The 21,541-nt window shown below is 74.4% G+C and carries 15 protein-coding genes; 9 read left to right on the forward strand and 6 right to left on the reverse strand.

Annotated features, from left to right (window positions below):
* Positions 1-10 precede the first annotated feature (10 nt).
* The 4 genes from WME76_RS20160 to WME76_RS20175 all read left to right on the forward strand — a co-directional run bounded on the left by WME76_RS20160 (position 11) and on the right by WME76_RS20175 (position 3,227).
* Positions 11-349, forward strand: a complete 339-nt coding sequence (locus tag WME76_RS20160) for a cytochrome C oxidase subunit IV family protein (protein ID WP_437961698.1) — start codon at positions 11-13, stop codon at positions 347-349.
* A gap of 240 nt (positions 350-589) precedes the next feature.
* Entirely contained in the window at positions 590-1,297 is a 708-nt protein-coding gene (locus WME76_RS20165; protein WP_437961699.1) for a hypothetical protein, read from the forward strand.
* Positions 1,298-1,408: 111 nt separating this feature from the next.
* Entirely contained in the window at positions 1,409-2,356 is a 948-nt protein-coding gene (locus WME76_RS20170) for a hypothetical protein (RefSeq protein WP_437961700.1), read from the forward strand.
* Positions 2,357-2,420: 64 nt separating this feature from the next.
* Positions 2,421-3,227 (forward strand): ferritin-like domain-containing protein, encoded by an 807-nt coding sequence (locus WME76_RS20175; RefSeq protein ID WP_437961701.1) that lies wholly within the window; start codon positions 2,421-2,423, stop codon positions 3,225-3,227.
* 311 nt (positions 3,228-3,538) lie between these two features.
* On the opposite strand, the gene WME76_RS20180 is transcribed toward WME76_RS20175, so the two are convergent.
* Positions 3,539-4,048, reverse strand: a complete 510-nt coding sequence (locus WME76_RS20180) for a GNAT family N-acetyltransferase (RefSeq protein WP_437961702.1) — start codon at positions 4,046-4,048, stop codon at positions 3,539-3,541.
* Between the two features lie 525 nt (positions 4,049-4,573).
* Between WME76_RS20180 and WME76_RS20185 the strand changes: the two genes are divergently transcribed.
* Both WME76_RS20185 and WME76_RS20190 read left to right on the forward strand, forming a co-directional pair.
* Positions 4,574-5,167, forward strand: coding sequence for a hypothetical protein (locus tag WME76_RS20185; protein ID WP_061615524.1), 594 nt, complete (start codon positions 4,574-4,576; stop codon positions 5,165-5,167).
* A 495-nt stretch (positions 5,168-5,662) separates the two neighbouring features.
* The gene (locus WME76_RS20190) at positions 5,663-6,916 is read left to right on the forward strand and encodes a hypothetical protein (protein WP_437961703.1); all 1,254 of its coding nucleotides are present in this window, start codon (positions 5,663-5,665) and stop codon (positions 6,914-6,916) included.
* A 16-nt stretch (positions 6,917-6,932) separates the two neighbouring features.
* On the opposite strand, the gene WME76_RS20195 is transcribed toward WME76_RS20190, so the two are convergent.
* Positions 6,933-8,423 (reverse strand): FAD-dependent oxidoreductase, encoded by a 1,491-nt coding sequence (locus WME76_RS20195; protein ID WP_437961704.1) that lies wholly within the window; start codon positions 8,421-8,423, stop codon positions 6,933-6,935.
* A 253-nt stretch (positions 8,424-8,676) separates the two neighbouring features.
* On the opposite strand from WME76_RS20195, the gene WME76_RS20200 reads away from it, so the two are divergent.
* The gene (locus tag WME76_RS20200) at positions 8,677-10,383 is read left to right on the forward strand and encodes a protein kinase domain-containing protein (protein WP_437961705.1); all 1,707 of its coding nucleotides are present in this window, start codon (positions 8,677-8,679) and stop codon (positions 10,381-10,383) included.
* 252 nt (positions 10,384-10,635) lie between these two features.
* Complete coding sequence (locus WME76_RS20205; protein WP_437961706.1) at positions 10,636-15,630, forward strand: translocation/assembly module TamB domain-containing protein; 4,995 nt, start codon at positions 10,636-10,638, stop codon at positions 15,628-15,630.
* Here the strand turns inward: WME76_RS20205 and WME76_RS20210 are convergent.
* Positions 15,624-16,124 (reverse strand): hypothetical protein, encoded by a 501-nt coding sequence (locus tag WME76_RS20210; protein ID WP_437283855.1) that lies wholly within the window; start codon positions 16,122-16,124, stop codon positions 15,624-15,626. The genes WME76_RS20205 and WME76_RS20210 overlap by 7 nt on opposite strands.
* Before the next feature lie 79 nt (positions 16,125-16,203).
* Here WME76_RS20210 and WME76_RS20215 point away from each other — a divergent pair, with 79 nt between their 5' ends.
* Positions 16,204-16,962, forward strand: coding sequence for a class I SAM-dependent methyltransferase (locus WME76_RS20215; protein ID WP_437961707.1), 759 nt, complete (start codon positions 16,204-16,206; stop codon positions 16,960-16,962).
* A gap of 25 nt (positions 16,963-16,987) precedes the next feature.
* Here WME76_RS20215 and WME76_RS20220 read toward each other — a convergent pair whose 3' ends face one another.
* The 3 genes from WME76_RS20220 to pyk all read right to left on the reverse strand — a co-directional run bounded on the left by WME76_RS20220 (position 16,988) and on the right by pyk (position 21,478).
* Complete coding sequence (locus WME76_RS20220; RefSeq protein ID WP_437961708.1) at positions 16,988-18,049, reverse strand: hypothetical protein; 1,062 nt, start codon at positions 18,047-18,049, stop codon at positions 16,988-16,990.
* Between the two features lie 94 nt (positions 18,050-18,143).
* Positions 18,144-20,054 (reverse strand): protein kinase domain-containing protein, encoded by a 1,911-nt coding sequence (locus WME76_RS20225; RefSeq protein ID WP_437961709.1) that lies wholly within the window; start codon positions 20,052-20,054, stop codon positions 18,144-18,146.
* On the reverse strand, positions 20,051-21,478 hold the full coding sequence (gene pyk / locus WME76_RS20230) for a pyruvate kinase (RefSeq protein WP_061617973.1): 1,428 nt from the start codon (positions 21,476-21,478) through the stop codon (positions 20,051-20,053). The genes WME76_RS20225 and pyk overlap by 4 nt, the downstream gene beginning before the upstream one ends.
* Positions 21,479-21,541: the final 63 nt, after the last annotated feature.

Below are 21,541 nucleotides of genomic sequence, written 5' to 3' on the forward strand. Positions count from 1 at the left end.
CGTTGCACCCATGACCGTCAAGCACCTCTCCTCGCGGACCTACGTGATCGTCTGGCTCGCCCTGATGGCGCTCACGCTGGCCTCGTACCTCCTCTCGCTCGCCCACCTCGGCCGGGGCGACGTCGTCGCGGCGCTGCTCATCGCCACGGTGAAGACGGTGCTCGTGCTGCTGTTCTTCATGCACCTCGTCGAGCAGCGCTTCGCGAACGCGCTCCCCATGATCGTGTCGGCGCTCCTCCTCGGCCTCCTGCTCACGTTGATGATCAGCGACGTGACGACGCGCGAGACGATCTCGCGCACGCCGATCCCGCCGGCTCCGCCGCCCGAAGCCGCGGCGGCGCCCCGCTGATCCGCCCGTCGCGTGATCGCCCCGCCGGCGCTGGCGCGGGTACGGCTCAGGTCGCCCCAGGGCGATGGCAGAATCGCCGTGTCAGAGGGCGCATGACGCCGATCTCACCGCATCGGGCGCCGCTCACCTGGGCTGTCCACCGCCCCGGTTCGGTCCTACAAACACGTGCTCTCGGCGCTGCGCGGCGGCCATGCGGAATGGTGCCGGCGCCGGGGGCATTGCACGTTCGCAGGAGCGACCATGAAGACGTGGATTGGACGGGCCGCGGTCTCGTGCGGTCTCGCCGTGGCGGGGTGCACCGCCGGCCCGACGGGCGAGCCGTGGATCGCGGAGCGAGACGGCTCTCTGGCGCTGGACTGGGCCGCGTCCGCGCCGGCGGCGCTCCGCGGCGCCCCCGGGGGCGACGGCCCGGGCGCGCCGTGCTCGGCAGAGGTCCTGTTCGCGGAGGATTTCTCGGACAACGCGGCCCGCTGGAGCCTCGCGCCCGGCTGGGAGATCGGCCCCGCGCGGGCGTCCCGCGGACAGCGCGCGGGGTTCCCGGATCCGGCGAGCGATCACACGAAGGCCGGCGACAACGGTGTCGCGGGCGTGCTCCTCGGCGGCGGCCCGAGCATCACCGCGCCGCACCCGCAGCGTTACCTGACGAGCCCCGCGGTCGACGCGGCGGTGCGCGGGCGGGTCACGCTGTCGTTCTGGCGCTGGCTGAACACGAGCTACCGCAACAAGGCCCGGGTCGAGGTCTTCGACGGATCGCGCTGGAGGATCGTCTACGAGTCTCCGCTCGACGATGTCACCGAGTCCGCGTGGAGGGACGTCACGTACGATCTCACGCCGTACAGGAACCCGGATCTGAGGGTGCGGTTCGGCTACAGCGCCGTCATCGCCTTTGGCGGCGCGCCCATGTCGGGCTGGAACATCGACGACGTGCGGATCAGCGCGTGCCGGTAGCGGCGTCGCTGCCGTCGACCGTCGTGGCACCTTGCTTGCTCGACGTGGCCCTTGAAGGGCGCAAGGACGAGCCTTGCGCCATGTTGTGCCACAGAAAGGGTGTAGCAGGTCATGACGATGCAGAAGAAGCGGAAGGTGCTCAGGGCCCCCTTCATCGTGACGGTCGCCGCGGCGGCCTCGCTCGCGGGCGCCGTGGCCTTGCCGGGGTGCGACCCCACCGTGGACGACGGCTGTCCCGATGGGTGGGCCTGTAACCCGCCGCCGTCGTCGTGCCCCGAGGAGATGCCGGCACCTGGATCGCGCTGCGACGGGGACGACCCGTCCTGCAGCTACATCGACGGTTGCGATAACCCCATCGACTACGCGTGTGTGGACGGGGCGTGGCGCGTGGAGCGCGAGATGTCCTGCAACCCGCCGCCGCCGCCGGCGTGCCCCGAGGAGATGCCGGAACGCAGGTCGAGCTGCGACGCGGACGACCTGTCCTGCAGCTACATCGATGGTTGCGACAACCCCATCGGCTACAGGTGCGCGGAGGGGGCGTGGCGCGTGGAGAGCGAGGTTTCCTGCAACCCGCCGCCGCCGGCGTGCCCCGAGTCGTTGCCGACGACCGGCAGCGCGTGCGAGCTGCTCGGGGAGAGCTGCTCCTATGCCGGCCCCCCCGATTGCCCCGAGCCGACCGTGGTGACCTGCGGCGCCGACGGCACGTGGTCCGTGACGATCGCGGTCTCCTGCAACCCACCGCCCCCGCCGCCCCCGCCGCCCCCGGGGGACTGTCTCACGGCCGCCACCGGGGAGGAGTGCGCGGGCCTGGGACCGACATGTCAGTGGCTTGTGCCAGGGTGCGCCGAGGGCACGGGAACCCCGGCGCTCGCCGCGGTGGGCTGCTTTCCGAGCCTGCCGTGCGGCGAGGTCGACGCGGCGTGTCCTGCCGGGACGCGCTGTCAGGAGGTCGTCGTCAACCCCTGCGTCGCCGCGTCCCCGGGCGACGTGACCTGCGCCGCGTGCGGGTTGACCAAGCACGTCTGCGTGCCGCCCTCCGCGGCGACCACCACCGACTGACCGCGGCCGGCGCGCTCCCGTCGCCCGTCTTGCCGCCAGAGGACCCAGCGCATAGCGTGACCCCATGACGGACGCCCCCGACGCAGAGCAGGACGGCGCCGCCGACGCCGACGCGGAGCAGGACGGCGCCGCAGACGCCGACCCTGCGCCGCGGGCCCCGCTCCCTTCCGCGAGCGACGCGGTGCGCGGCGAGTGGGGGCGGCGCATAGAGGCCGAGTACCGCTCGGCGGCGATCACGCAGCACCTCACGCTCTGGCTCATCCAGATGGGCGCGTCGCCGGATCTCATCGACGACGGCCTGCGCATCGTCAAGGACGAGCTCGCGCACGCGCGCCTCAGCCATCGGGTCCACGTCCTCGCGGGCGGCGGGGCCCTGGCGCCGCTCCGCCGCGAGACGCTGGGGCTCAAGGGCAAGGACGACGAGCCGCTCGAGCTGGCCGTCGCGCGGGCGGGCGTCGAGATCTTCTGCCTCGGAGAGACGGTCGCTGTCCCGCTCTTCAAGGTGCTCCGCGAGGGGTGCATCGTCCCTGTCGCGCGCCGGGCGCTCGACCGCATCCTGCGCGACGAGGTGCGGCACCGCGACTTCGGCTGGACGCTGCTCCGCTACCTGCTCGATCTGCCGTGCGCACCGGCCGTGCGCCTGCTGGTCGAGCGCGAGCTCCCCTCCATGTTCGCCCGGATGCGCAAGAGCTACATGCCCGCCGGCGGCGCCCGTCGCGCGGCGATCTCGGACGACGACCGCGCCTGGGGCCTCATGCCGGTCGCCCGTTACGGCGAGATCCTCGAGCGCGCCGTGGAGCGGGACTACGTGCCCCGCTTCGCCGAGCACGGCGTCGACGCGCGCGCCGCGTGGCGTCGCTCGGCGGCCTGACCCGTAAGCGCGCCCGTTCCCGCCTGAGGCGGCCGCGTCCCTCCGCCATCCACATGGCGCTCGTCGCCTGGACATCGGACACAGGCGAGCGCGGCGCCGCCATGGCACCGGCGTCACGTCTGACACACGCGGGCGCGGGCGCCGTCGGTCCCGCGGGTCAGAAGTCCTGCCACGGCTCTGCCTCGCGAGAGGAGAGAGATTTCAACGCAAAGACGCCAGGAGCGCAAACGCGCAAGGATGCATGAAAGCTGTTCTTTTTTTGCGCCTTTGCGCCTTTGTGTCTTTGCGTTGAATCTCTCTCCAGATCCAGATCAGGCCGCGAAGACGCCGAACTCGGGGCTGTAGGTCACGACGCCTCGGGCGTCCTTCAGCGCGCCCTCGGCGAGCTCCATCGCCATGAACTCCTCGTCGGCCGCGTACTCGTTGCCCAGGCCGAACAGACTGGCCTTCTTGAACCCGAACCGGGCGTAGTACTCCGGTGCTCCGAGGACGACGGCGAAGGCGCAGCCAGCGCCGCTGCACGCCTCGATGCCCTCTCGCGCCAGCGCGGATCCGACGCCGCGGCCCTGGAGAGCAGGCAAGACCGCGAGCGGCGCGAGGCCGAGCCCTCCACCGGTCGGGCCGGGGCCGGCGATCGCCACCGGGCTGAACAGGACATGTCCGACGATGGCGCCGTCGATCTCCGCGACGAGCGAGACCACCGCGCGCCCCGCGGCCCGCAGCCTGTCGACCAGCTCGGCCTCCATCGCCGAGGGGAACGCCGCGCGGTGGACAGCGCGGATCCCTGCCTCGTCGCCCGCGCGCTCAGACCTGATGTTCATCACCCACGCTCCTCTCGTCCGCCGCGCCGCCGCCATGCCTCCGCCGCGCCCCCGTCCCCCCGCGCTGCCGTCGCCCGGCGCCGTCCCGCGCGCGCGGTCGGCGTCAAGCGCTGTCGAGCACCGGGCTGTGACAGACCACGTCCGACCGCGTCGACGCATCGAGTCGCCCTGCCAATTCCTGTTATCCACAGGATACCCCCGGACAACAGTCGGTATCTGTCGCTCCTCATCGCGGCGCGCCTCCTCTCTTCAGGGTCCGGCAGAGCCTACCGGAACCCGGCGCGGACCGGCGCGAAGAGCTCTTCCGATACTTGTAACCATTTGATTTCACACGACTTTTTACGCGCAACGCCCCGGCCGTCCGCCCCTGACAGGTTGGGACAATGTCCGTCCGATCGATCCCTTTCCGGACGGGTCCAAGATGGCTATCCATGGTAGACATCAAGAACGCGGCGCGACGGCGTGTCTCTCGCACGACGCTTGTAAATGGCGCGCCTGAACGCTTCGTTTGGAGGAGACTTCTTCATGGAAAAGATCTCGCTCACGTACTTTGTCGACTTCGTTCTCAAGGCCGGGACGCCCAAGCTGACCGGCGTCAGGGAGTTCAAGGAGCGGAAGGACGAGCTCCACACGGACTTTTACAGGCAGGTGCGCGAGGCGATCGTCGACATGCACAGGAGCGGAAAGCCCATCAGCGTGCTCGACGGCTTCCTGGCCGCCCAGCACGACGAGCGGCGCCGCCGGATTTACCCGTCGGTGGTGAACGGATACCGCAAGTTCCTCGCCTCGGCGAAGATGACGTGGTTCGAGCCGCCGGCGTCGACGTACCGCCTCGGCGATCTCGAGATCAACGTGAACCCGGAGCTCGGGCTCGTCATCGACGGGACGCCCCACGTGATCAAGATGTATTTCCGCGGGGAGCCCCTCTCGTCGAAGCGCGTCTCGGTCGTGCTGAACCTGCTGATGAACGGCCTCGCCGAGAGCACGCCGGGCGGCGCCTTCGCGGTGCTCGACGTGCGGAACGCCAAGATTCACACCTTCAAGGTCCCGAACCCGCGGCTCAACCTGCTGCTCCGCGGCGAGGCGGCCTCGTTCGCGACCATCTACACCGGGCTGTGATCCTCGGCCGCCCGGCGAGGCGACGGCGCGGGCATCGCACCACGTCATCGCCGGGCGTCCACCGGAGACACGGCGCCCACCGCGATACCGGCGTTTCCGCGACGCGCGCCCTCCGCCGCTCATCCCGGCGGAGGACGCGCGTCGCTCCGCTCGCGCCGAGCCCAGCGCGAGGGCGCCGCGCGGCGGTCGGACGCGAGAGGAGAGAGGGCGGCGCGCCGCGCGCGGGTTGGCGGCGCGCGCGGCGATGACACGCGGTGACGAAAGCGGCGGGGGGCGCGCGGCGACGGCGCGCAATTCGCGCCGCGCGGCACACAGACAATCAAGCTGTAGGAGATCTGCGCCGCTGGCCACATTGCAGCACGCGCAAGCAGAGCGAAAATGACCGAGCTAGAGAAAGAGAACTACGATCAACCGGTTCGTTTCAGTTATCCTCGATCTGCCATGGACCGTCGCGCGCAGATCACCGCAACCCCGCTTCATGTACCCAGCATTCTTGTGGTCCTTGATCCGGCGTGGCCGGCGCTCTTCAGCCTGTGCCTCACGGTGGCGCCGGGCTGCGGGGTGCTCCTGCACCGCTGCGACGCGGCGACCGCAGCGACGATCGCCGCCGAGCGGCGGCCGCTCGCGATCATCCTCTCCAACGGCGTCTACGCGACGGATCCGGCCGAGTTCGAGGCGCTCGCCCGGGACGTCCGCTCGACGCTGGTGCGGCTCGACGAGGAGGTCTGCGAGCGCGAGCTCGAGGCGATGCTGAGAGGTGCGCTGCGCGACACGCGCGAGATGAGCGCGCAGCGCGAGCGCGACGCGGGGCGGCGCGACGAGGGGCGGCGCGACGAGGGCAGCGGGCGTTACACGCTGATCGGCGCGCAGCGCAGCGAGACAGTCGGCGCCAAGGGGGCCGCGGGCGTGGATCCGCGCGCGGCGCAGCGGCAGGTCCCGGGCGCCGATCCGCGGCTCGCGCCCCGGCGCGGCGACGCGGCGGCGAGCGAGAGCACCATGCCGCCGCCCTCGTCGCGCGCCGGCTCCCCGCCCTCGGTCCGGACGCCCCTGACGAGCCACACGCTCACCCCCGTCCCTCCGTCCAGCGCGCCGCCGTCGTTCCGTGCCCCGCCGTCGGTGCGCACCGCGCAGCCGAGCCCGTACGCCCCCCCGGGCTTGCCCCGCTCGGTGCCGCCGCCCTCCACGCGCGCGCTCCCGGGCCTCCCGTCGGTGCAGCCGGCGTCGGCCGGCAGCGCCCCCCTCTCGACCCCGCCCCCCTCGGTGCGCGGCGCGCCGGCGCGCGGGATCCTGTCGAGCCCGCCTCCTTCGATGCGCGCGCACCCGAGCGCGCCGCCGCCGCCGTCGTCGCGCTTGCCGGGCGGCACACCGGCGTCGTCGCGCGCGCTCCCGGCGCCGCCGACCCCGTCGCACCGGCCCACGCCGATGCCGCCGTCGAGCTCGCAGGCCGGGCCGCCTTCCTCCACGCGCCTGCCGAGCCCGCCGTCCCTGCGCTCGATGGCGAACGCGCCCACCTCGGTGCGCTCGGTCCCGCCCGGCGCGCCCTCGGGCACCGAGGGGCCGACCTCGATCAGGACCATGGCGCCGCTGTCGGCACGCCTGGCCCCGCCCTCGTCGGTGCGCCCCGAGCTGTCCCCGCGCTCGGGCGTGCGGGAGCGGGGCAGCGAGGAGCTCGACGCCGTGTTCGAGGATCAGAACCTCCCGTTCGACGCGCTCGCGCGCGCCAGCCGCGGCTCCTCGACCCCGCGCTGAGCGCCCTCGAGAGCGCCTAGCCGCGGGGGCGCGTGACCCAGGACAAGGTGGAAGCGGCGGCTCGCCCGAGCAGCGCGCCGGCGATGTCGCGCAGCGCCGGAGGCGCGGGCGCGCCGAGATCGCGGCCCAGATCGACGAGGATGCGATCGACGCACTCCATCGCGCTCGCGGCCGCGAGCTCCATCCCCGCGCCGCGGCCGCCGGCGGCGCGCCCCGCGAGGTAGAGCCCCCGGACGGGCGTGTGCACCGCGGGGCGCGCGCGGCCGACCTGGCCCGGCGTCTGCGCGGTCCCCGCCGCAGGCGCGTCCCCCGCAGCGCCGGCGTCCCCGCGCCGGCCGTCGGGCGAGCCGTCGACGAAGATCGCGTCGGAGAGCAAACCGGGCGCCGCGCCGTCGAGCGCGCGCAGGAGCCCGTCGACGGACGCGGCGGGAGCGCCGCCGCGCGCGCCGGACACGGCGACCGCGCAGAGCAGCTCATGCCCGGGCGGCGCGAGCGACGGGTCGAAGCGCGTCGGCACGAGGCAGTAGAACGGCAACGACGTCGCGCCGCCGCCCGCGAGGCCGGCGAGCGCGCCCGCCGCGACGCGCCGCCTGCGCAGCGCGACCTTCACCTGGATCGGCCCCGGCTGCGGCGTGAGCGCGCGGGCGCGCGCCACGTACGCCTCCGGGAAGTGCGGCTCGCCCACGAGGCCCGAGACGGTGGGCAGCAGACCGGCGGTGCTCACCACGATGCGCGCGGGCAGCGCGGTCCCGTCCTCGAGCTCCACGCCGCGCACGCGCCGATCGCGCACCACCACGCGGCGCACGGCCGCGCCCGTCCACACGGCGGCGCCGAGCTCCCGGGCCAGGCGGCAGAAGACGTCGGGCACCCGCGCCGCGCCGCCCTCGGGGTAGCGCTGCTGGCCGGCGCGGGCGAGCCGGCGCCAGGCGAGGAGCGCCTCGCCCGCCGAGGCCTCGGCGCCGGGCAGCAGCAGCGGCAACGCCAGCAGCCCGCCGAGCCGGGCGGCGGCCGCGGCGCGCGGGAGGAAGCGGGCCGCGTACGCCTCGGCCGTGATCTCGTCGCACGCGGCCAGGTCCACGTCGCGCATCGCCGTCGCGTGCGCGAGCAGGCGCGCGGCGCGCGCGGCCTCCAGGGCCGTGAGCTCGAGGCCGCGCGCGAGCTCCCGCGCGGACCCGGCCAGCCGCCGGAGCTCGGCCTGGACGACGACGCGGCCCGCGCCCGCCAGGCAGAGCGCGGCGGGCTCGCTGCTCTGGAGGAAGGTGATCGCGTCGCCCTGGCCGACGCGACGGAGCACGTCGCCGAGCGGGCCGCCCTCGCCGCGGCAGAGCATGTGCGTGTCTGTATCGACACGGAAGCCGTCCCGCTCGTACGCCGCAGCGGAGCCGCCCAGCCGGCGCTCCTTCTCCACGAGGACGGTCGGGATGCCGGCGCGCGCCAGGAGCAGCGCCGCGGCGGCGCCGCCGACGCCCGAGCCGATCACCACCGCGCGCAAGGGGACCTCGTCCATGACGTCCCCACAACATAACGCGGCGAGCTCCGCAGGCGTCGCGCGACGTCGCCCATCGTGTGCGCAACGTGCGCAACGTGCGCAACGTGCGCAACGTCGCGCAGGCCCGCGTCGACGATCCGCGAGACGGCGCGCGGCGGCCGCGCGCCACGTGAACCACCGCCGCTCGAACAAAGCGCCGCGGCGCGCGCCGAGCGTTGACCCTCCAGAGCGGCCCCCCGTAGAGTGTAACCTTGCAGCCGACGTGCCCGCCATGAAGACCTGCCCGCAGTGCCACCAGCGTTATCCGGCCGACAGCGCCTTCTGCTTCATCGACGGCTCGTCGCTCGTCTCCGAGAAGGACCCCCGCATCGGGATGTCGATCGCGGGCCGCTACGTCATCGAGCAGGGGCTCGGGATCGGCGGGATGGCCACGGTCTACCGGGCGTACAACAAGCTGATCGGCACGCCGTGCGCCATCAAGATCCTGAACCGGGAGTTCGCGCAGGACACGACCACGCGCGAGCGCTTCCGGCGCGAGGCGCGGCACGCGCAGCGGCTCGCGCACCCGAACATCATCGAGATCTTCGATCAGGGCGACACCGACGACGGGCTGCCCTTCCTCGTGATGGAGCTGCTCCAGGGGACGAGCCTCGCCGACGTGGTGGAGCGCAGCCGGGTGCCGCTCGCGCGGGCGCTGCCCATCTGGGTGCAGATGGCGCGCGCCCTCGGCCGCGCGCACGACTTCGACGTCGTGCACCGCGATCTCAAGCCCGAGAACGTGTTCCTGCTGAAGGGCGACTGGGTGAAGCTCCTCGACTTCGGCATCGCCCGGTGCGCGCAGGACGCGCGGCTCACGAACCTCGGCGAGATCTTCGGCACGCCGCAGTACATGGCGCCCGAGCGCAGCACGACCATCGACGCGGGCCCCCCGGCCGACCTCTACTCGCTCGGGGTCATCATGTTCGAGATGGTCACGCAGCGGCTGCCGTTCGACGCGCCCGATCCGGCGAGCTGGATCCTGAAGCACATGAACGAGCAGCCCCCGCGCCTCCGGGAGCTCGCCCCGGAGATGCCGGAGGCGCTCGACCGGCTGGTCAGCGCCCTCATGGCGAAGGAGCCCTCGGACCGCCCCGTGGACGCGTACCGCGTGCTCGCGGAGCTCGAGGAGATCGCGGCCGCGAGCCGGATCGCGCTCCCGCCGCCGCCGGAGGCGATGCCGCGCGACTCGGCGGTGCGGTCGAGGGGCCCGGGGCGCGACCCCTGGGTCAGCCGGCTCGATCTGTTCGAGCGCATGACCGCCCGCGCGTTCGGCCCGGCGGCGCCGGCGGACATGCAGCGGCAGCTCGAGGGGCTGCGCGGCCTCGTGCGCGAGCACGCCGAGCTCCGGTCCAGGGCGCTCGACGAGCAGCGGCGCCTCGAGGGCGTCGCCGAGGAGTGGCGCGACGGCCGCCTGCAGATCGGGCGGGCGATGGACGCGCTCACGGTGGACGCCTCGCTCACGCGCGAGGAGGCCCGCTCCTTCCGCGCCCGGGTGGCGCCGCTCACCGCGGCGACGCAGGCGTTCATCCCCGCGGTGCTGACCGCGCACAAGGAGGCCGTGCGCTGGGAGGGCCGGAGCGGGTTCGCCGAGCCCTACCTCGAGCTCGCCGCCAGCTACCGGAAGCTCGCCGAGCTGGTCGAGGGCTGGTACGCGTCGCGCAAGGCGGATTACGAGGCGGAGAGCGAGGCGATCGCCCGCGAGCACGAGGTGGCCGAGGTGGACGCGCAGATCAAGAAGCTGCGCGAGCGGCTCGAGGAGCTCGACCGGCAGCTCGAGGCGCGGCGGCGGGAGTCCCAGGAGCGCATCGCCGAGATGGGGCGCAGGGCCGACCAGCTCGACGCGGAGCTGCTCCACCTGGCCAGCCGCTTCTGCGCGCCGCTCCGGTCGAAGCCGGAGCTCGGCACGCTGTTCGTGGAGCTGGAGCGGCTCGCCGGCTGAGCGGGCGGCGCCGGCGGGGCGCGTGCGTCCCGGCGCGCGCGCCGCCCGGCGGGGCGCGTGCGTCCCGGCGCGCGCGCCGCCCGGCGGGGCGCGGGCGTCCCGGCGCGCGCCGCGGGGCCCCGGACGCAACTCGCCGTCCTGCGTGGCGCGGCAGCAAGGTCGCCGCGGCCCGCGCGTACTAAGCTAGCTGCCGTGACGCCCGCCCCCGCACCAGAGCCGCGGCCCGCCCCGGCGCCGCGCGCGCCTGGACGCATGCGCCGCGCCGCGTCGGCAGCGGCGGCGGCGATCGGGCTCACGCTGACGTTCGCCGGCGCCACGGCCGTGGGCGTCGCGCTCCACCTCGACATGCCGGCCGCGCGCCGGGTCGCCCGCGACGCCACGAACCGGCTGCTCGGCTCGCTCTTCGAGGGGAAGATCGTCGCCGACGAGATCGACGCGCTCGGCCTCGACGGCGTGCGGATCCGCGCCGCGGTCGCGCTCGATCCGCAGGGGAACAAGGTGATCTACGCGCGCGGCATCGAGGCGCGGGCGGACGTGCTCCCGATGCTCCGCAGCGCGCTCTTCGGGAAGGGCGCCCTGCGCATCGAGGTCCCGTACATCCGGGTCGAGCAGGCCGACGTGCTGGTGCAGAGCAGCGGCGCGGGGGGCGTCACCCTCGGCGACACGTTCGCGCCGCTGCCGCCGACCCGCCCGCCCTCGGCCGCGCCCGAGGCGCCGCCGCGCGACGTCGTCATCGCCCTGTCGCGCATCGAGATCGGCCGCGGCTGGGTCCACGGGCAGCTCGCGCCGCCGCGCGCGCTGGACGCCGACGTCAGCCGGCTCGTCGGGTCGGTGCACGTCGGCCCGGAGGGCGTCGCGCTCGACATCGACCAGACCGGCCTCGTCGATCGCGCGTTCCTGCCCGCCACGACGGCGGGCACCGCGAACTACCACCTCCGCGCGGGCGACAAGGTCCGGATGTGGAGCAGCTTCGCCGGCCGGCTCGCCGACGTCGAGATCACCGCGCGGGCGGTGCTCGACGAGGAGCACCTCGAGGCGCACGCGAGCGTCCCGCGCGCCACGCCGGAGCAGCTCCGGAGCCTGCTCCCGGATCACCCCCTCACCGAGCCGGTCTCCGCGCGCGTGGCCGTGAACGGATATCTCCCGCAGCTCGACGTCGTGGCCTCGGTCTCGGCGGACCCTGCCGACCCGGCGGGGGGCAACGTCGCGGTCGCGGGGCGGCTCGACGTGACGGGCCCCGTCCGGCTCGACGCCCACGCGCAGGCGCGCGACGTCGATCTGCGGCTCTTCGGCGTGCAGCTCTCCGCGTCAGGCGTCGCGCCGGCGCAGACGGGCGCGGCGCCGACGCAGACCGGCGCTGCCCCGGCTCGAACCGGGGCCTCCCCCACGCCAGCCGGCGTCGCGCCAGCTCGAAGAGGCACCCCGCCTGCCCGGACCGGCGCCGCGCCGGCGCGAACGGGCGCGGCCGGCGCGAGCACCGCGCCGGCGAGCGACGGCGACCCGGCGCCGTTGATCACCGCCGAGGGTCGGGTGCGCGTCGAGCTCGGCGACGAGCTCCGGCTCGCCGTCGAAGCGCGGACCGAGCCCACCGCGCTGCTCGGCGAGCGCGTGCCGGCGGCGGACGTCCACCTCGTCCTCGATCGCGGCGAGCTCCACGCGCGCGCGCACCTCCACGAGCCGGGCGCGCCGATCGACGCCGAGATCTCGCTCCTGCCGGGCGGCCAGGGCGTCCGCTTCGCGGCGACGGCCGACGTCCCGGCGATCGCCGCCGCGCCGCGCCTCGCCGGGGCCGTCGACGGCGGCGGCCGCGTGAGCGTCGAGGGCACCCTGCGCGACGGCGCGCTCGACGCGCGGTTCGAGGGCGCGCTCGCCGGGGTCCGCGTCGGCCCTGACGTCGGCCTCGCCCGCGCGCGTGTCGCCGGGCGGGTCTCCGGGCCGCTCGACGCGCTCGCGCTCGACGCCTCGCTCTCCGGCCAGGAGGCGCTCGCCGGCGGCCACACCTACGACGAGGTCACCGCGCGGATCTCCGGCCCCCTCGCCTCGCCGCGGCTCAGCGCGACGGTCACCGACGGCGACGACGCCCTGAGCGCCTCGGCCCGGCTGAGCTCCGCCACCGGCGCGCTCCGCGACGTCGACCTCCAGCTCCGGCGCGAGGGCGCCGAGGTCGCGGGGAAGATCACGGCGATCACCCCCTCGGCCGGCGGGCTCGCCGTCGAGGGGCTCGAGCTCACCTCCGCGCAGCTCGGCTCGGTGAGGGGGCGGCTCGCGGTGCGGGGCGACGACGTCACCGGGAGCCTCCGGGGCGAGGGCATCGACCTCGGCCGCATCGCGCGCCTGCTCGGTATCCCGCTCCGCGTGCGCGGCCGCGCCAAGGTCGACGTCGCGCTCGAGCACGACCGCAGGGCGGGCCGCTCGGGCCACGTGCGGCTCGAGCTCGCGGGGGGCGAGGTCGCGTTCCTGTCCGGCGTCTCGGCGGAGCTCGCGGCGACCTTCGAGCGCGACCAGCTCAAGGCCGAGGCGCTCGTGCGCATCGACGGCAAGGCGCCGCCGGCGGCCGCAGGGCAGCCGTGGGAGGGCGCCGCGCCCCGGTGCGCCGGCCGCCTCGCGAGCGTGCGCGTCTCCGGCGCGGAGGGCACGCTGAAGGGGCCGCTCCTGCGCGCCGAGACGTGGGCCGCCCTCATCGGCGAGGCCGAGGTCGCGGCCGACGACTGGGACCTCGGGTGCCTCGCGCAGCTCGTGCCGATCGGGCACATCGTGAGCGAGGTACGCGGCAAGCTCACGACGCGCTTCCGGGTGTCGCGCGCGGCCGGCGAGCCGTTCCCGTCGCTCCACGATGTGCTCGTGCGCACGCAGGGCCTCGCGCTCGCCGGGCCGCACCGCCTGGGCGCCGAGCGCCCGGCCTGGGAGTCGCGCTTCATCGACGGCCACATCAGGGGCTCGCTGAGCGGCGCGACCGGCAGGGCGGAGGCCGCGATGACCCTGTACGACGGCGGCATCCTCGCCGACGCGTCCGGCGCGATCGACCTCGACCTCGCCGCGCTCGCAGGGCCGCCCGCGGGCCGGTGGGCGTCGCTCCTGCGCGCGCCCATCACCGCGAACGTCTCCATCCCGCGGCGCTCCCTGGACGATCTCACCACCCTGCCCTCGTTCGTGCGCGAGGCGCTCCCGCCGCTCGGCGGCGAGCTGCGGATCGACGCCTACGCGAGCGGCACCGTCGCGCGCCCGGTCGTGACGGCGCGCACGCTCGTCTGGGGCTTCATGGTCGCGCCGAAGGACGCCCCGAGGGTGACGGATCTGCTGTTCCCCACCGACCTCGACGCGTGGGTCACGTACGACAGCGAGCAGGCCACGCTCGACGCGCACGTCACGCGCGGCGCGCGCGAGATCGCGGCCGTGCGCGGCCAGCTGATCGCGCCCCTCGACCGCCTGCTCGCGACCCCCTCCCCGCGCGCGCTGAAGGGCGCGCGCCCGCCCCCGGCGTGGACCGGCGCGCTCCGCGCGACCCTGCGTGACGTGCCGCTCGGCGAGATCCCGCTGCTCGGCGACAGCGGCATCGACGGGCACGTCAGCGGCGAGATCGAGATGCGCGGCCTCAACATCGCGCCGAAGCTCACGGCGCACCTCACGCTGCCGGACCTCTCGCTCGGGGGCGACCTCGCCTTCACGCGCGGCGTGCTCTCGATGCGGATCGATCCCAGGCCCGGCGGCGAGCGCGGGGATCTCCGCGTCACCGAGCTCGCGCTCGAGGGCCCGAGCGGCGGCAAGCTCCGCGCGAACGCTTACGCCAGCGTGCGCTTCCGCGACGGGCTCATCCCGGTCCCCGACGGCGAGCGCACGGATCTCGCCCTCTCCGCCGAGCGCTTCCGGCTCGCGGCGCTGCAGCCCCTGGTGGGCCAGCTCGTGAGCAAGATCGACGGCATCCTGGACGGCGACCTCCGCGTCGAGCTCGCCGGCGCCGAGGGGGGCAGCCTGCGCGCCCAGCTCGAGATCAGCGAGGGCGTCGTGCACATCCCGGAGTTCGGCCAGGACCTGCGCGACGTGGCCGCCCGCATCACGGCCGACGACGGCGTCGTCCGGATCGAGGGCTTCCGCGCGGCGGGCATGACCGGGCTGGCGCAGGGCTGGGCGCTGCTCCGGCTCGACGGGCTCGCGCTGCGCGACGGCGCAGGGGCGCTGACCATCGCCGAGGGCCAGGCGCTGCCGCTGACGCTCGAGGGGGTGCCGCTCGGCACCGCCTCGGGGGCGCTGTCGTTCATCGCGGAGAAGAAGCCCGGCGAGCTCGCGCTGTACGCCACGATCCCGACGCTCCGCGTGACGCTGCCGGCGACGAGCGGCCGGAACGTGCAGCCGCTCGACGACAACCCCGACATCTCCGTCCGCCAGCCGCTCGGGCCGGAGAAGCAGAGGCGCGCGGCGGACGCGCTCCGCTACGCGATGACGTTCTACGTGGACGACGCGCAGGTCACGGGCGCGGGGCTGAGGCTCCGCGCGACGAGCGACAACAACGCGCCGCCCCGGGTGGTGCTGGCCGAGGACGCGCAGGTGTCGGGGAACATCGTGCTCCAGCGCGGCGAGCTCGAGATCTACGGCAAGGTGTTCGAGATCGTGCGCGGGCACGTGCGCCTGCGCGAGGAGGAGCCGTCGAACCCGCACCTCAACGTCCTGGCGCACTGGGACGCCCCGGACCGCACGCGCATCTACGCCACCTACAACGGCACGCTCCGGCCCATCACCAACGAGAAGCTCCGCTTCACCTCGAACCCGCCGAGCTCTCAGCAGGACATCCTCGCGCGCCTCCTGTTCGGCGCCGACTTCTCCGAGGGGGCGCAGGCGGCGGGCGCCGAGACGCCCGGCTGGCAGGCCGCGGGCAGCGTCGCCGCGTCGGTGGGCGGCGAGCTCGCGGCCGCCCAGTTCAACGCCCTGCTGAGCGGCATCGCGCCGCTGCGCGGGCTGTCGACGCGGTTCGGGACGACCTCGGAGGGCTCGCTGCGGACGAGCCTCGTCTACCGGCTGAACGACGAGATCACGGCGCTGGCCACCTTCCAGGAGGGCGCGGTCCAGGGCAGCACCACGCAGAGCGCCGGCGGGCCGACCCCCGGCGGCACGGCGAACGAGCGCGGCACGCGGACCGAGGTCACCGTCGACTGGCGCATCGACAAGCACTGGACGCTCCGCGGCACCGTGGGCGTCGACGAGCGCCAGGAGACCTCGGGCGTGCTCGATCTGCTCTGGCAGTACCGCTACTGAGCGGCGGCGGCCCGCGGCGGCAGCCGGACCTCACGCCCGCCGACGCGGAGGGTGGGCGGCTCGGCCTCGACGAGCAGCGGGGCGAGCTGCGACTGCGCGTGGCGCGTGAAGCGCGCCTCCAGGGCGCCGCCCCGGGCCCGAGCGTACACGACGCCGTCGTCGCCGACGGAGAGCGTCGCCGGATCGAGCGGCTCCTCGGTCCCGTCGAACAGGACCAGCGTCACGCCGCCGTCGTCGATCCGGAGCGCGTCGACGAAGAGCGGGGCGGCCTCGACCTGGAAGTAGCACCAGTCGTAGCCGTTCGTGAGGATCGGACGGCCGTCGTCCGGGTGCCGCGCGATCCACGACCGGAGCCCGCGCTCGAGCGCCGGATGGTCGACGCGGGCGCCGTCGTGCCAGAAGCGGCCCTCGCGATCGAGCCGGATCGAGCTCTCGCGCGAGGTCCCGGGGGGCGGCGCGAACCGGAAGAAATCAGGATGGTCGCCGGGCTTCATGGGGTCACCTCGCAGGAGAGATGCGCCCCTCTGCGCCCCGGCGCAAGCCGCGCGCGCCGGGGAGTACTATAGCGAGCCCATGCGATCCCAGACGGAAGAGGCCACCGCGGACGAGCACCTGCGCGCCACGCGGGCGTACTACGACGAGTTCTCGGCGCGCTACGAGGCCCGGCGCGGGGGCCGGGATCGGGGGGGCTACCACGACCTCGTCGACGCGCTCGAGGTCGACTTCGTGCGGCGCTTCGGCGAGGGCCGCGACGTGCTCGAGGTGGGGTGCGGGACCGGGCTCCTGCTCGCGCGCATCCGCGAGTTCGCGCGCGCCGCGCGCGGGGTCGACCTCTCGCCGGGCATGCTCGATCGCGCCCGCGAGCGCGGCCTCGACGTCGTGGAGGGCAGCGCCACCGCGCTGCCGTTCGCCGACGGGAGCTTCGACGTCGCCTGCTCGTTCAAGGTGCTGGCCCACGTCGAGGACGTGCGCCGCGCGCTGTCGGAGATGGCGCGCGTGGTGCGGCCCGGCGGGCACGTGATCGCCGAGTTCTACAACCCCTACAGCCTGCGCGGGCTCGTGAAGAAGCTCGGCCCCGCGGGCGCCATCAGCGACAGGACCCGGGAGAGCGCCGTCTACACGCGCTTCGACGCGCCGCGCGCCGCCGCCGCCCTGATGCCGGCGGGCATGCGCGTCGTCGCGTCGCGCGGCGTGCGCATCGTGACCCCGTTCGCGGCCGCGATGCGCGTGCCGGGCCTCGGCCGGCTCCTGCACCGGGCGGAGTGGGCGCTGTGCGACTCGCCGCTCGCGCAGCTCGGCGGCTTCTGGATCGCCGCCGCGCAGAAGGCGTGAGCCGCGCCGCGCGGGGCGGGCCCGGTCAGAACCGGCCGGCGACCCCCGCGTACAGGCCGCCGGGGAGCGCGGAGATCGTCGGCGCGGCGGTGAAGCTCGGGGGCGGCGGCGGCACGGGGCGCGCGCGGAAGGCGACCGTCTGCGGGACGAACGTGATCTGCGCGTGGGCGATCCCGGCCGCGACGAGCGTCGCGAAGGCCCCGAAGGCCACGCGGTTGACCGCGGCCGCGGTGCCGATCCGGCGGTTCAGCGCGTCGATGTCGACGCTCTGCACGGGGCCGCCGCCCTGCGGCGGGGGCCTCGCCGTGACGTCGACGTTCTGGTAGCTCGCGAGCGCCAGCGCCGAGACGATCGACGTCCCGCCGGCGACGGCCTGGCTGACCAGGAAGAACCAGCCGAACCCCTCGTCGCCGTTCTGGAACTGCCCCACCCCGAAGGGCAGCATCGCGATCCAGCGGGAGTTCTGATCCACGACCCGCTCGCGCCCGGCCAGGCGCTGGAGCTCGGCGACCCACCGGCGCTCGTCCTGGCGGCGCTGCTCGATCCGCAGCCGCGCCGCGCGCTGCGCCTCGGCCCGCTGCTGCGTCACCTCCTCGAGCCGCGCCCGGATCCGCGCCCGGACCGCGGAGAACCGATCGATGACCTCGGGCTGGAACACCGCCGGGTTCGGCGCGTAGCCCGGATTGGCGAGGAGGATCTGCTCGATGTACGCGTCCGCCTCGCTCGTGCGCCGCAGCGCCACCAGCGCCGCGGCGGCGAGGCCGCGCGCCCGCTCGATCAGATCGGGCTCGGAGATCCTGCACGGCGTGCTCGCGGCTTCGGTCGGGCCGCGCTCGCAGGGGGGGTTCGCGGGGTCGAGCATCGCCGCGAAGCGGCTCACCGCCTCCTCGTAGCTCCCGGCGTCGAAGCGCGTCTTCGCGACCTCGAACTGCTGCATGTCGTCGGCACGCGCGAGCGCCGCGGAGCACAGCGCGAGCGCGCCCGCCGCCGCCGCCGCGAGGCGCCGCGGCGCCGGCAGGGCGCGGCGGCTCCCGACCGATGGGAAGCGAGCGCCGGGAGATTTCCCGCCTGGAGTTCGCGCAGCCATGCGGAGGAGTTCGCCGTGATGTAGCGGAGTTTCGCCGGAGATGCTGAGATTTCAGGTACCGACGCGGGAATGACGGGGAACGACGGCGATCCCTTCAACCGGACGGCCAGAAAACGGTGTTCGATTCGCCGGCCACGAGCGTCACGTTGCCGACGAGCGGCGCGGCGTCGGACGCCGCAGGCGTGAACCGACAGCGCCCGCTCCAGAACACGTCGCTGAGGGTCACGGTCTGCGGGCTGCCCGCGTAGCCGATGAGGCCGATCTGCGGGCACGCGTACTGCGCGTTGGCCGGCGCGCCGCTCAGGACGACCGTGCTGGGCAGGATCTCCAGCTTGTGGATGATCCGCTGCGGCGCGGTGACGCCCGGCTTGGGCGCGGCGACCGAGATGACGCCCGAGTACGGCTTGCAGCACCTCGAGTTCGGCACGCTGATGTGGACGCTGTGGGCGCCGATCTTGAGCGGCGTGATCTTGTTCGCCCCGAACCAGTTGATCTCGACGCCGTCGAGCACGAGCTTCGCGCCGCTCGGGACGATCTGGAAGACGACATCGCGGACCGACGGGACTTCCTCTTGCGACGCGGCCGCCGGAGGCTGCGGCCGCGCGCGGGGGCGCGGCGCGACCGCCACGTCCATGGCGCTGGGCACCTCCGTGGCGCGGGGCGCGACCGCGCGCAGGTTCGGCCGCGGTACCAGGCCGTCCATGGGCGCCGACGGCTGCGGCTCGGGCGGCGCGAGCGCGCCCCCGTCCGGCGGCGGAGGCTCGCGGAGGGCGCGGGCGATCGCGAACGCGCCGACGCCGAGCGCCACCGACCCGAGCGCCACGGCGAGCGCGCGCTGCGCGAGCTTCCGCCGGTTGCGGCTCGCGTTGAGCCGCGCGAGCCGCTTGAGGATGGAGAGGTCGTTCGGCGCGAGGGCGAGCGCCCGGTTGTAGTCGGCGGCCGCGCCCGGCACGTCGCCGCGCTTGCGGGCGGCCTCCGCGCGCGCCACGAGCCGCGGGACGAGCCGCGCCACGTGGCGCTCGGTGTAGCCCGCCGGGTCCGCGAAGTAGGCGGCGAGCTCGGCGCGCGGCTCCACCACGCCGAGCTCCGTGAGCTCGGCCCGGATCAGATCGGCGAGCGCCCGGGGGCTCGCCGTGCGGGCCGCGATGTCGTGCGCGAGGGCCCCCGCCACGATCCGGCTCCACCGCGCGCCCACGGCGGGCCGCTCGCGCTCCGCCTCCGGGTAGGCCCCCTCGAGCACCTTGCGGAGCACCTGCGCCGGGTTCTTGCCCTCGAACGGCAGGTGCCCGACGAGGCACTCGTAGAAGAGCACCCCGAGCGCGAACACGTCGGTGCGCGCGTCGACCTCGCCCCCCTCGATCTGCTCCGGCGCCATGTGCGCCGGCGAGCCGAGCACCTGCCCGGTCGAGGTGACGCCCTGGGCGTCGAGGACCTTGGCGATGCCGAAGTCGGTCAGCTTGATGACCACGCCCGCGCCGTCCCAGCTCGCGCCGTCGCGGTCGGACGGCAGCTCGACCAGCACGTTCTCCGGCTTCACGTCGCGGTGGATGATGCCGGCGGCGTGCGCGTGCTCCAGCGCGTCGCAGAGCTCGAGCACCACGGCGGCGCCGACCTCGGCCGGCATGTCGCGGTGGGCGCTCACGATCTTGCGCAGCGTGGAGCCGCGGAGCAGCTCGACCACGAGGTAGCGCTCGCGGTCCTGCTCGCTGGAGACGTCGAACACCTCGACGATGCCGGGGTGGCGCAGCTTCGCCGCCGCGCGCGCCTCGGCGACGAAGCGGGTGCCGACCTCGGCGTTCTCCCGGAGGTGCCTGTGGATGATCTTGACCGCGACCTCGCGGCGGAGGCGCGGGTCGCGGGCGCGGTAGACCGTGGCCATGCCGCCATGGCCGAGCTCCTCGATCAGCTCGTACTTGTCGAGCTTCGGGAGGCCTTCCGCGCCCGCGTGTCTGGAGAGGGAGTCCTGCTCGCCCGTCGAGCCCCTATCGGGGGCGGGCAGGCTCATTCAACAACCTTCACCCGAATCGTGTTGGTTGACCCAGAGACGCCGACGGGGGCTCCGAAGATGGTGACGAGCTTGTCGCCGGGCGAGACCAGGCCGCTCGCGAGGAGCTGCCCGGTCGCGCGCTCGACCATCTCGTCCGAGTTCCGGAGCGCGTCGACGGGGAACGGCACCACGCCCCAGAGCAGCGCGAGCCGCCGGCGCGTCGTGTCGTTCGGCGAGAAGGCGACGATCGGCACCACGGGGCGCGCCTTCGACGCGTACCGCGCGGTGAGGCCGCTCTCGGTGAACGCGATGATGAGCTTCGCGCCGATGTCCTTCGCGATGTCGCACGCGGCGCGCGCGGTCGCCTCCGGGACGTTGGCGCGCTGGCCGGGCTGCTCGCTCGAGAGATAGCGGTAGAACGAGCTCTGCTCGGCCTCGGTGACGATGCGGGCCATCATCCGCACGACGAGCGGCGGGTGCGCGCCGGTCGCGGTCTCCTGCGAGAGCATGACCGCGTCGGTGCCGTCGAAGACGGCCGTCGCCACGTCGCTCGCCTCGGCGCGCGTCGGGCGCGTCGCGGTCACCATCGACTGGAGCATCTCGGTCGCGACGATGACCGGCTTCTGGTGCACGCGCGCGAGGCCGAGGATCTCGCGCTGGATGATCGGCACCCGCTCCGGGTTGAACTCCACGCCGAGGTCGCCGCGCGCCACCATGACGCCGTCCGAGGCGAGGATGATCGCCTCGAGGTTGTCGATGGCGCCTGGCGTCTCGATCTTCGAGACGATCGGCGTCGGGCGACCCCAGGCCTCGCAGATGTCGCGCACGTGGCGGACCTCGTCCGCGTTGCGCACGAACGAGAGGGCGACGTAATCGACCCCCTGCGCGAGGCCGAAGCTCAGGTCGGCCTTGTCCTTCTCGGTGAGGGCCGAGATGCGCACGCGCCTCGCGGGCAGGTGCACGCCGACGCGATCGCGCAGGCGTCCGCCCTGCGTCACGCCGGCGTGGACGCGCTCCCCGTCCACCTTGGTGACGGTGACCACGACGCGGCCGTCGTCCATCAGGACGACGTCGCCCGGCTGCAGGTCGGACGCGAGACCCTCGTAGAGGATCGGGATCTCGCCGGGCGTGGCAACAGGGCTGTCCCTGTTCGCCTCAATCAGGGTGACCGAAGCCCCGTCAGCGACCTCGAAGGTGTTGCCGGGGAAGCGACCGGCTCGGATCTTCGGGCCGCAGAGGTCTTGCAGGATCGCCACAGGCTTCCCGCAGGCCTCCGCAGCCGCGCGGACCGTGGCGATAGCTTTGCCATGATCCTCATGCGAGCCGTGAGAGAAGTTGAGTCGAGCGACATCCATACCGGCGCGGATGAGCTGCTCCAGCGTCGTTTGAGAGTCACACGAAGGGCCAATGGTACAGACGATTTTCGCTCTGCGTACGAGCACGGGCGGAGCATGCCACGAGCAGGGGTCTCGACACTACCCTGATTGTGAACGGGCCATGCGGAG

It is taken from the genome of Sorangium sp. So ce119, from assembly GCF_051524405.1.
Classification (GTDB): domain Bacteria; phylum Myxococcota_A; class Polyangia; order Polyangiales; family Polyangiaceae; genus Sorangium; species Sorangium cellulosum_G.

Coding starts and splice junctions, on each gene's coding strand:
- WME76_RS20160 (WP_437961698.1), top strand. CDS start 11: ATGACCGTCAAGCACCTCTCCTCGCGGACCTACGTGATCGTCTGGCTC.
- WME76_RS20165 (WP_437961699.1), top strand. CDS start 590: ATGAAGACGTGGATTGGACGGGCCGCGGTCTCGTGCGGTCTCGCCGTG.
- WME76_RS20170 (WP_437961700.1), top strand. CDS start 1,409: ATGACGATGCAGAAGAAGCGGAAGGTGCTCAGGGCCCCCTTCATCGTG.
- WME76_RS20175 (WP_437961701.1), top strand. CDS start 2,421: ATGACGGACGCCCCCGACGCAGAGCAGGACGGCGCCGCCGACGCCGAC.
- WME76_RS20180 (WP_437961702.1), bottom strand. CDS start 4,048: ATGAACATCAGGTCTGAGCGCGCGGGCGACGAGGCAGGGATCCGCGCT.
- WME76_RS20185 (WP_061615524.1), top strand. CDS start 4,574: ATGGAAAAGATCTCGCTCACGTACTTTGTCGACTTCGTTCTCAAGGCC.
- WME76_RS20195 (WP_437961704.1), bottom strand. CDS start 8,423: ATGGACGAGGTCCCCTTGCGCGCGGTGGTGATCGGCTCGGGCGTCGGC.
- WME76_RS20200 (WP_437961705.1), top strand. CDS start 8,677: ATGAAGACCTGCCCGCAGTGCCACCAGCGTTATCCGGCCGACAGCGCC.
- WME76_RS20205 (WP_437961706.1), top strand. CDS start 10,636: ATGCGCCGCGCCGCGTCGGCAGCGGCGGCGGCGATCGGGCTCACGCTG.
- WME76_RS20210 (WP_437283855.1), bottom strand. CDS start 16,124: ATGAAGCCCGGCGACCATCCTGATTTCTTCCGGTTCGCGCCGCCCCCC.
- WME76_RS20215 (WP_437961707.1), top strand. CDS start 16,204: ATGCGATCCCAGACGGAAGAGGCCACCGCGGACGAGCACCTGCGCGCC.
- WME76_RS20220 (WP_437961708.1), bottom strand. CDS start 18,049: ATGGCTGCGCGAACTCCAGGCGGGAAATCTCCCGGCGCTCGCTTCCCA.
- WME76_RS20225 (WP_437961709.1), bottom strand. CDS start 20,054: ATGAGCCTGCCCGCCCCCGATAGGGGCTCGACGGGCGAGCAGGACTCC.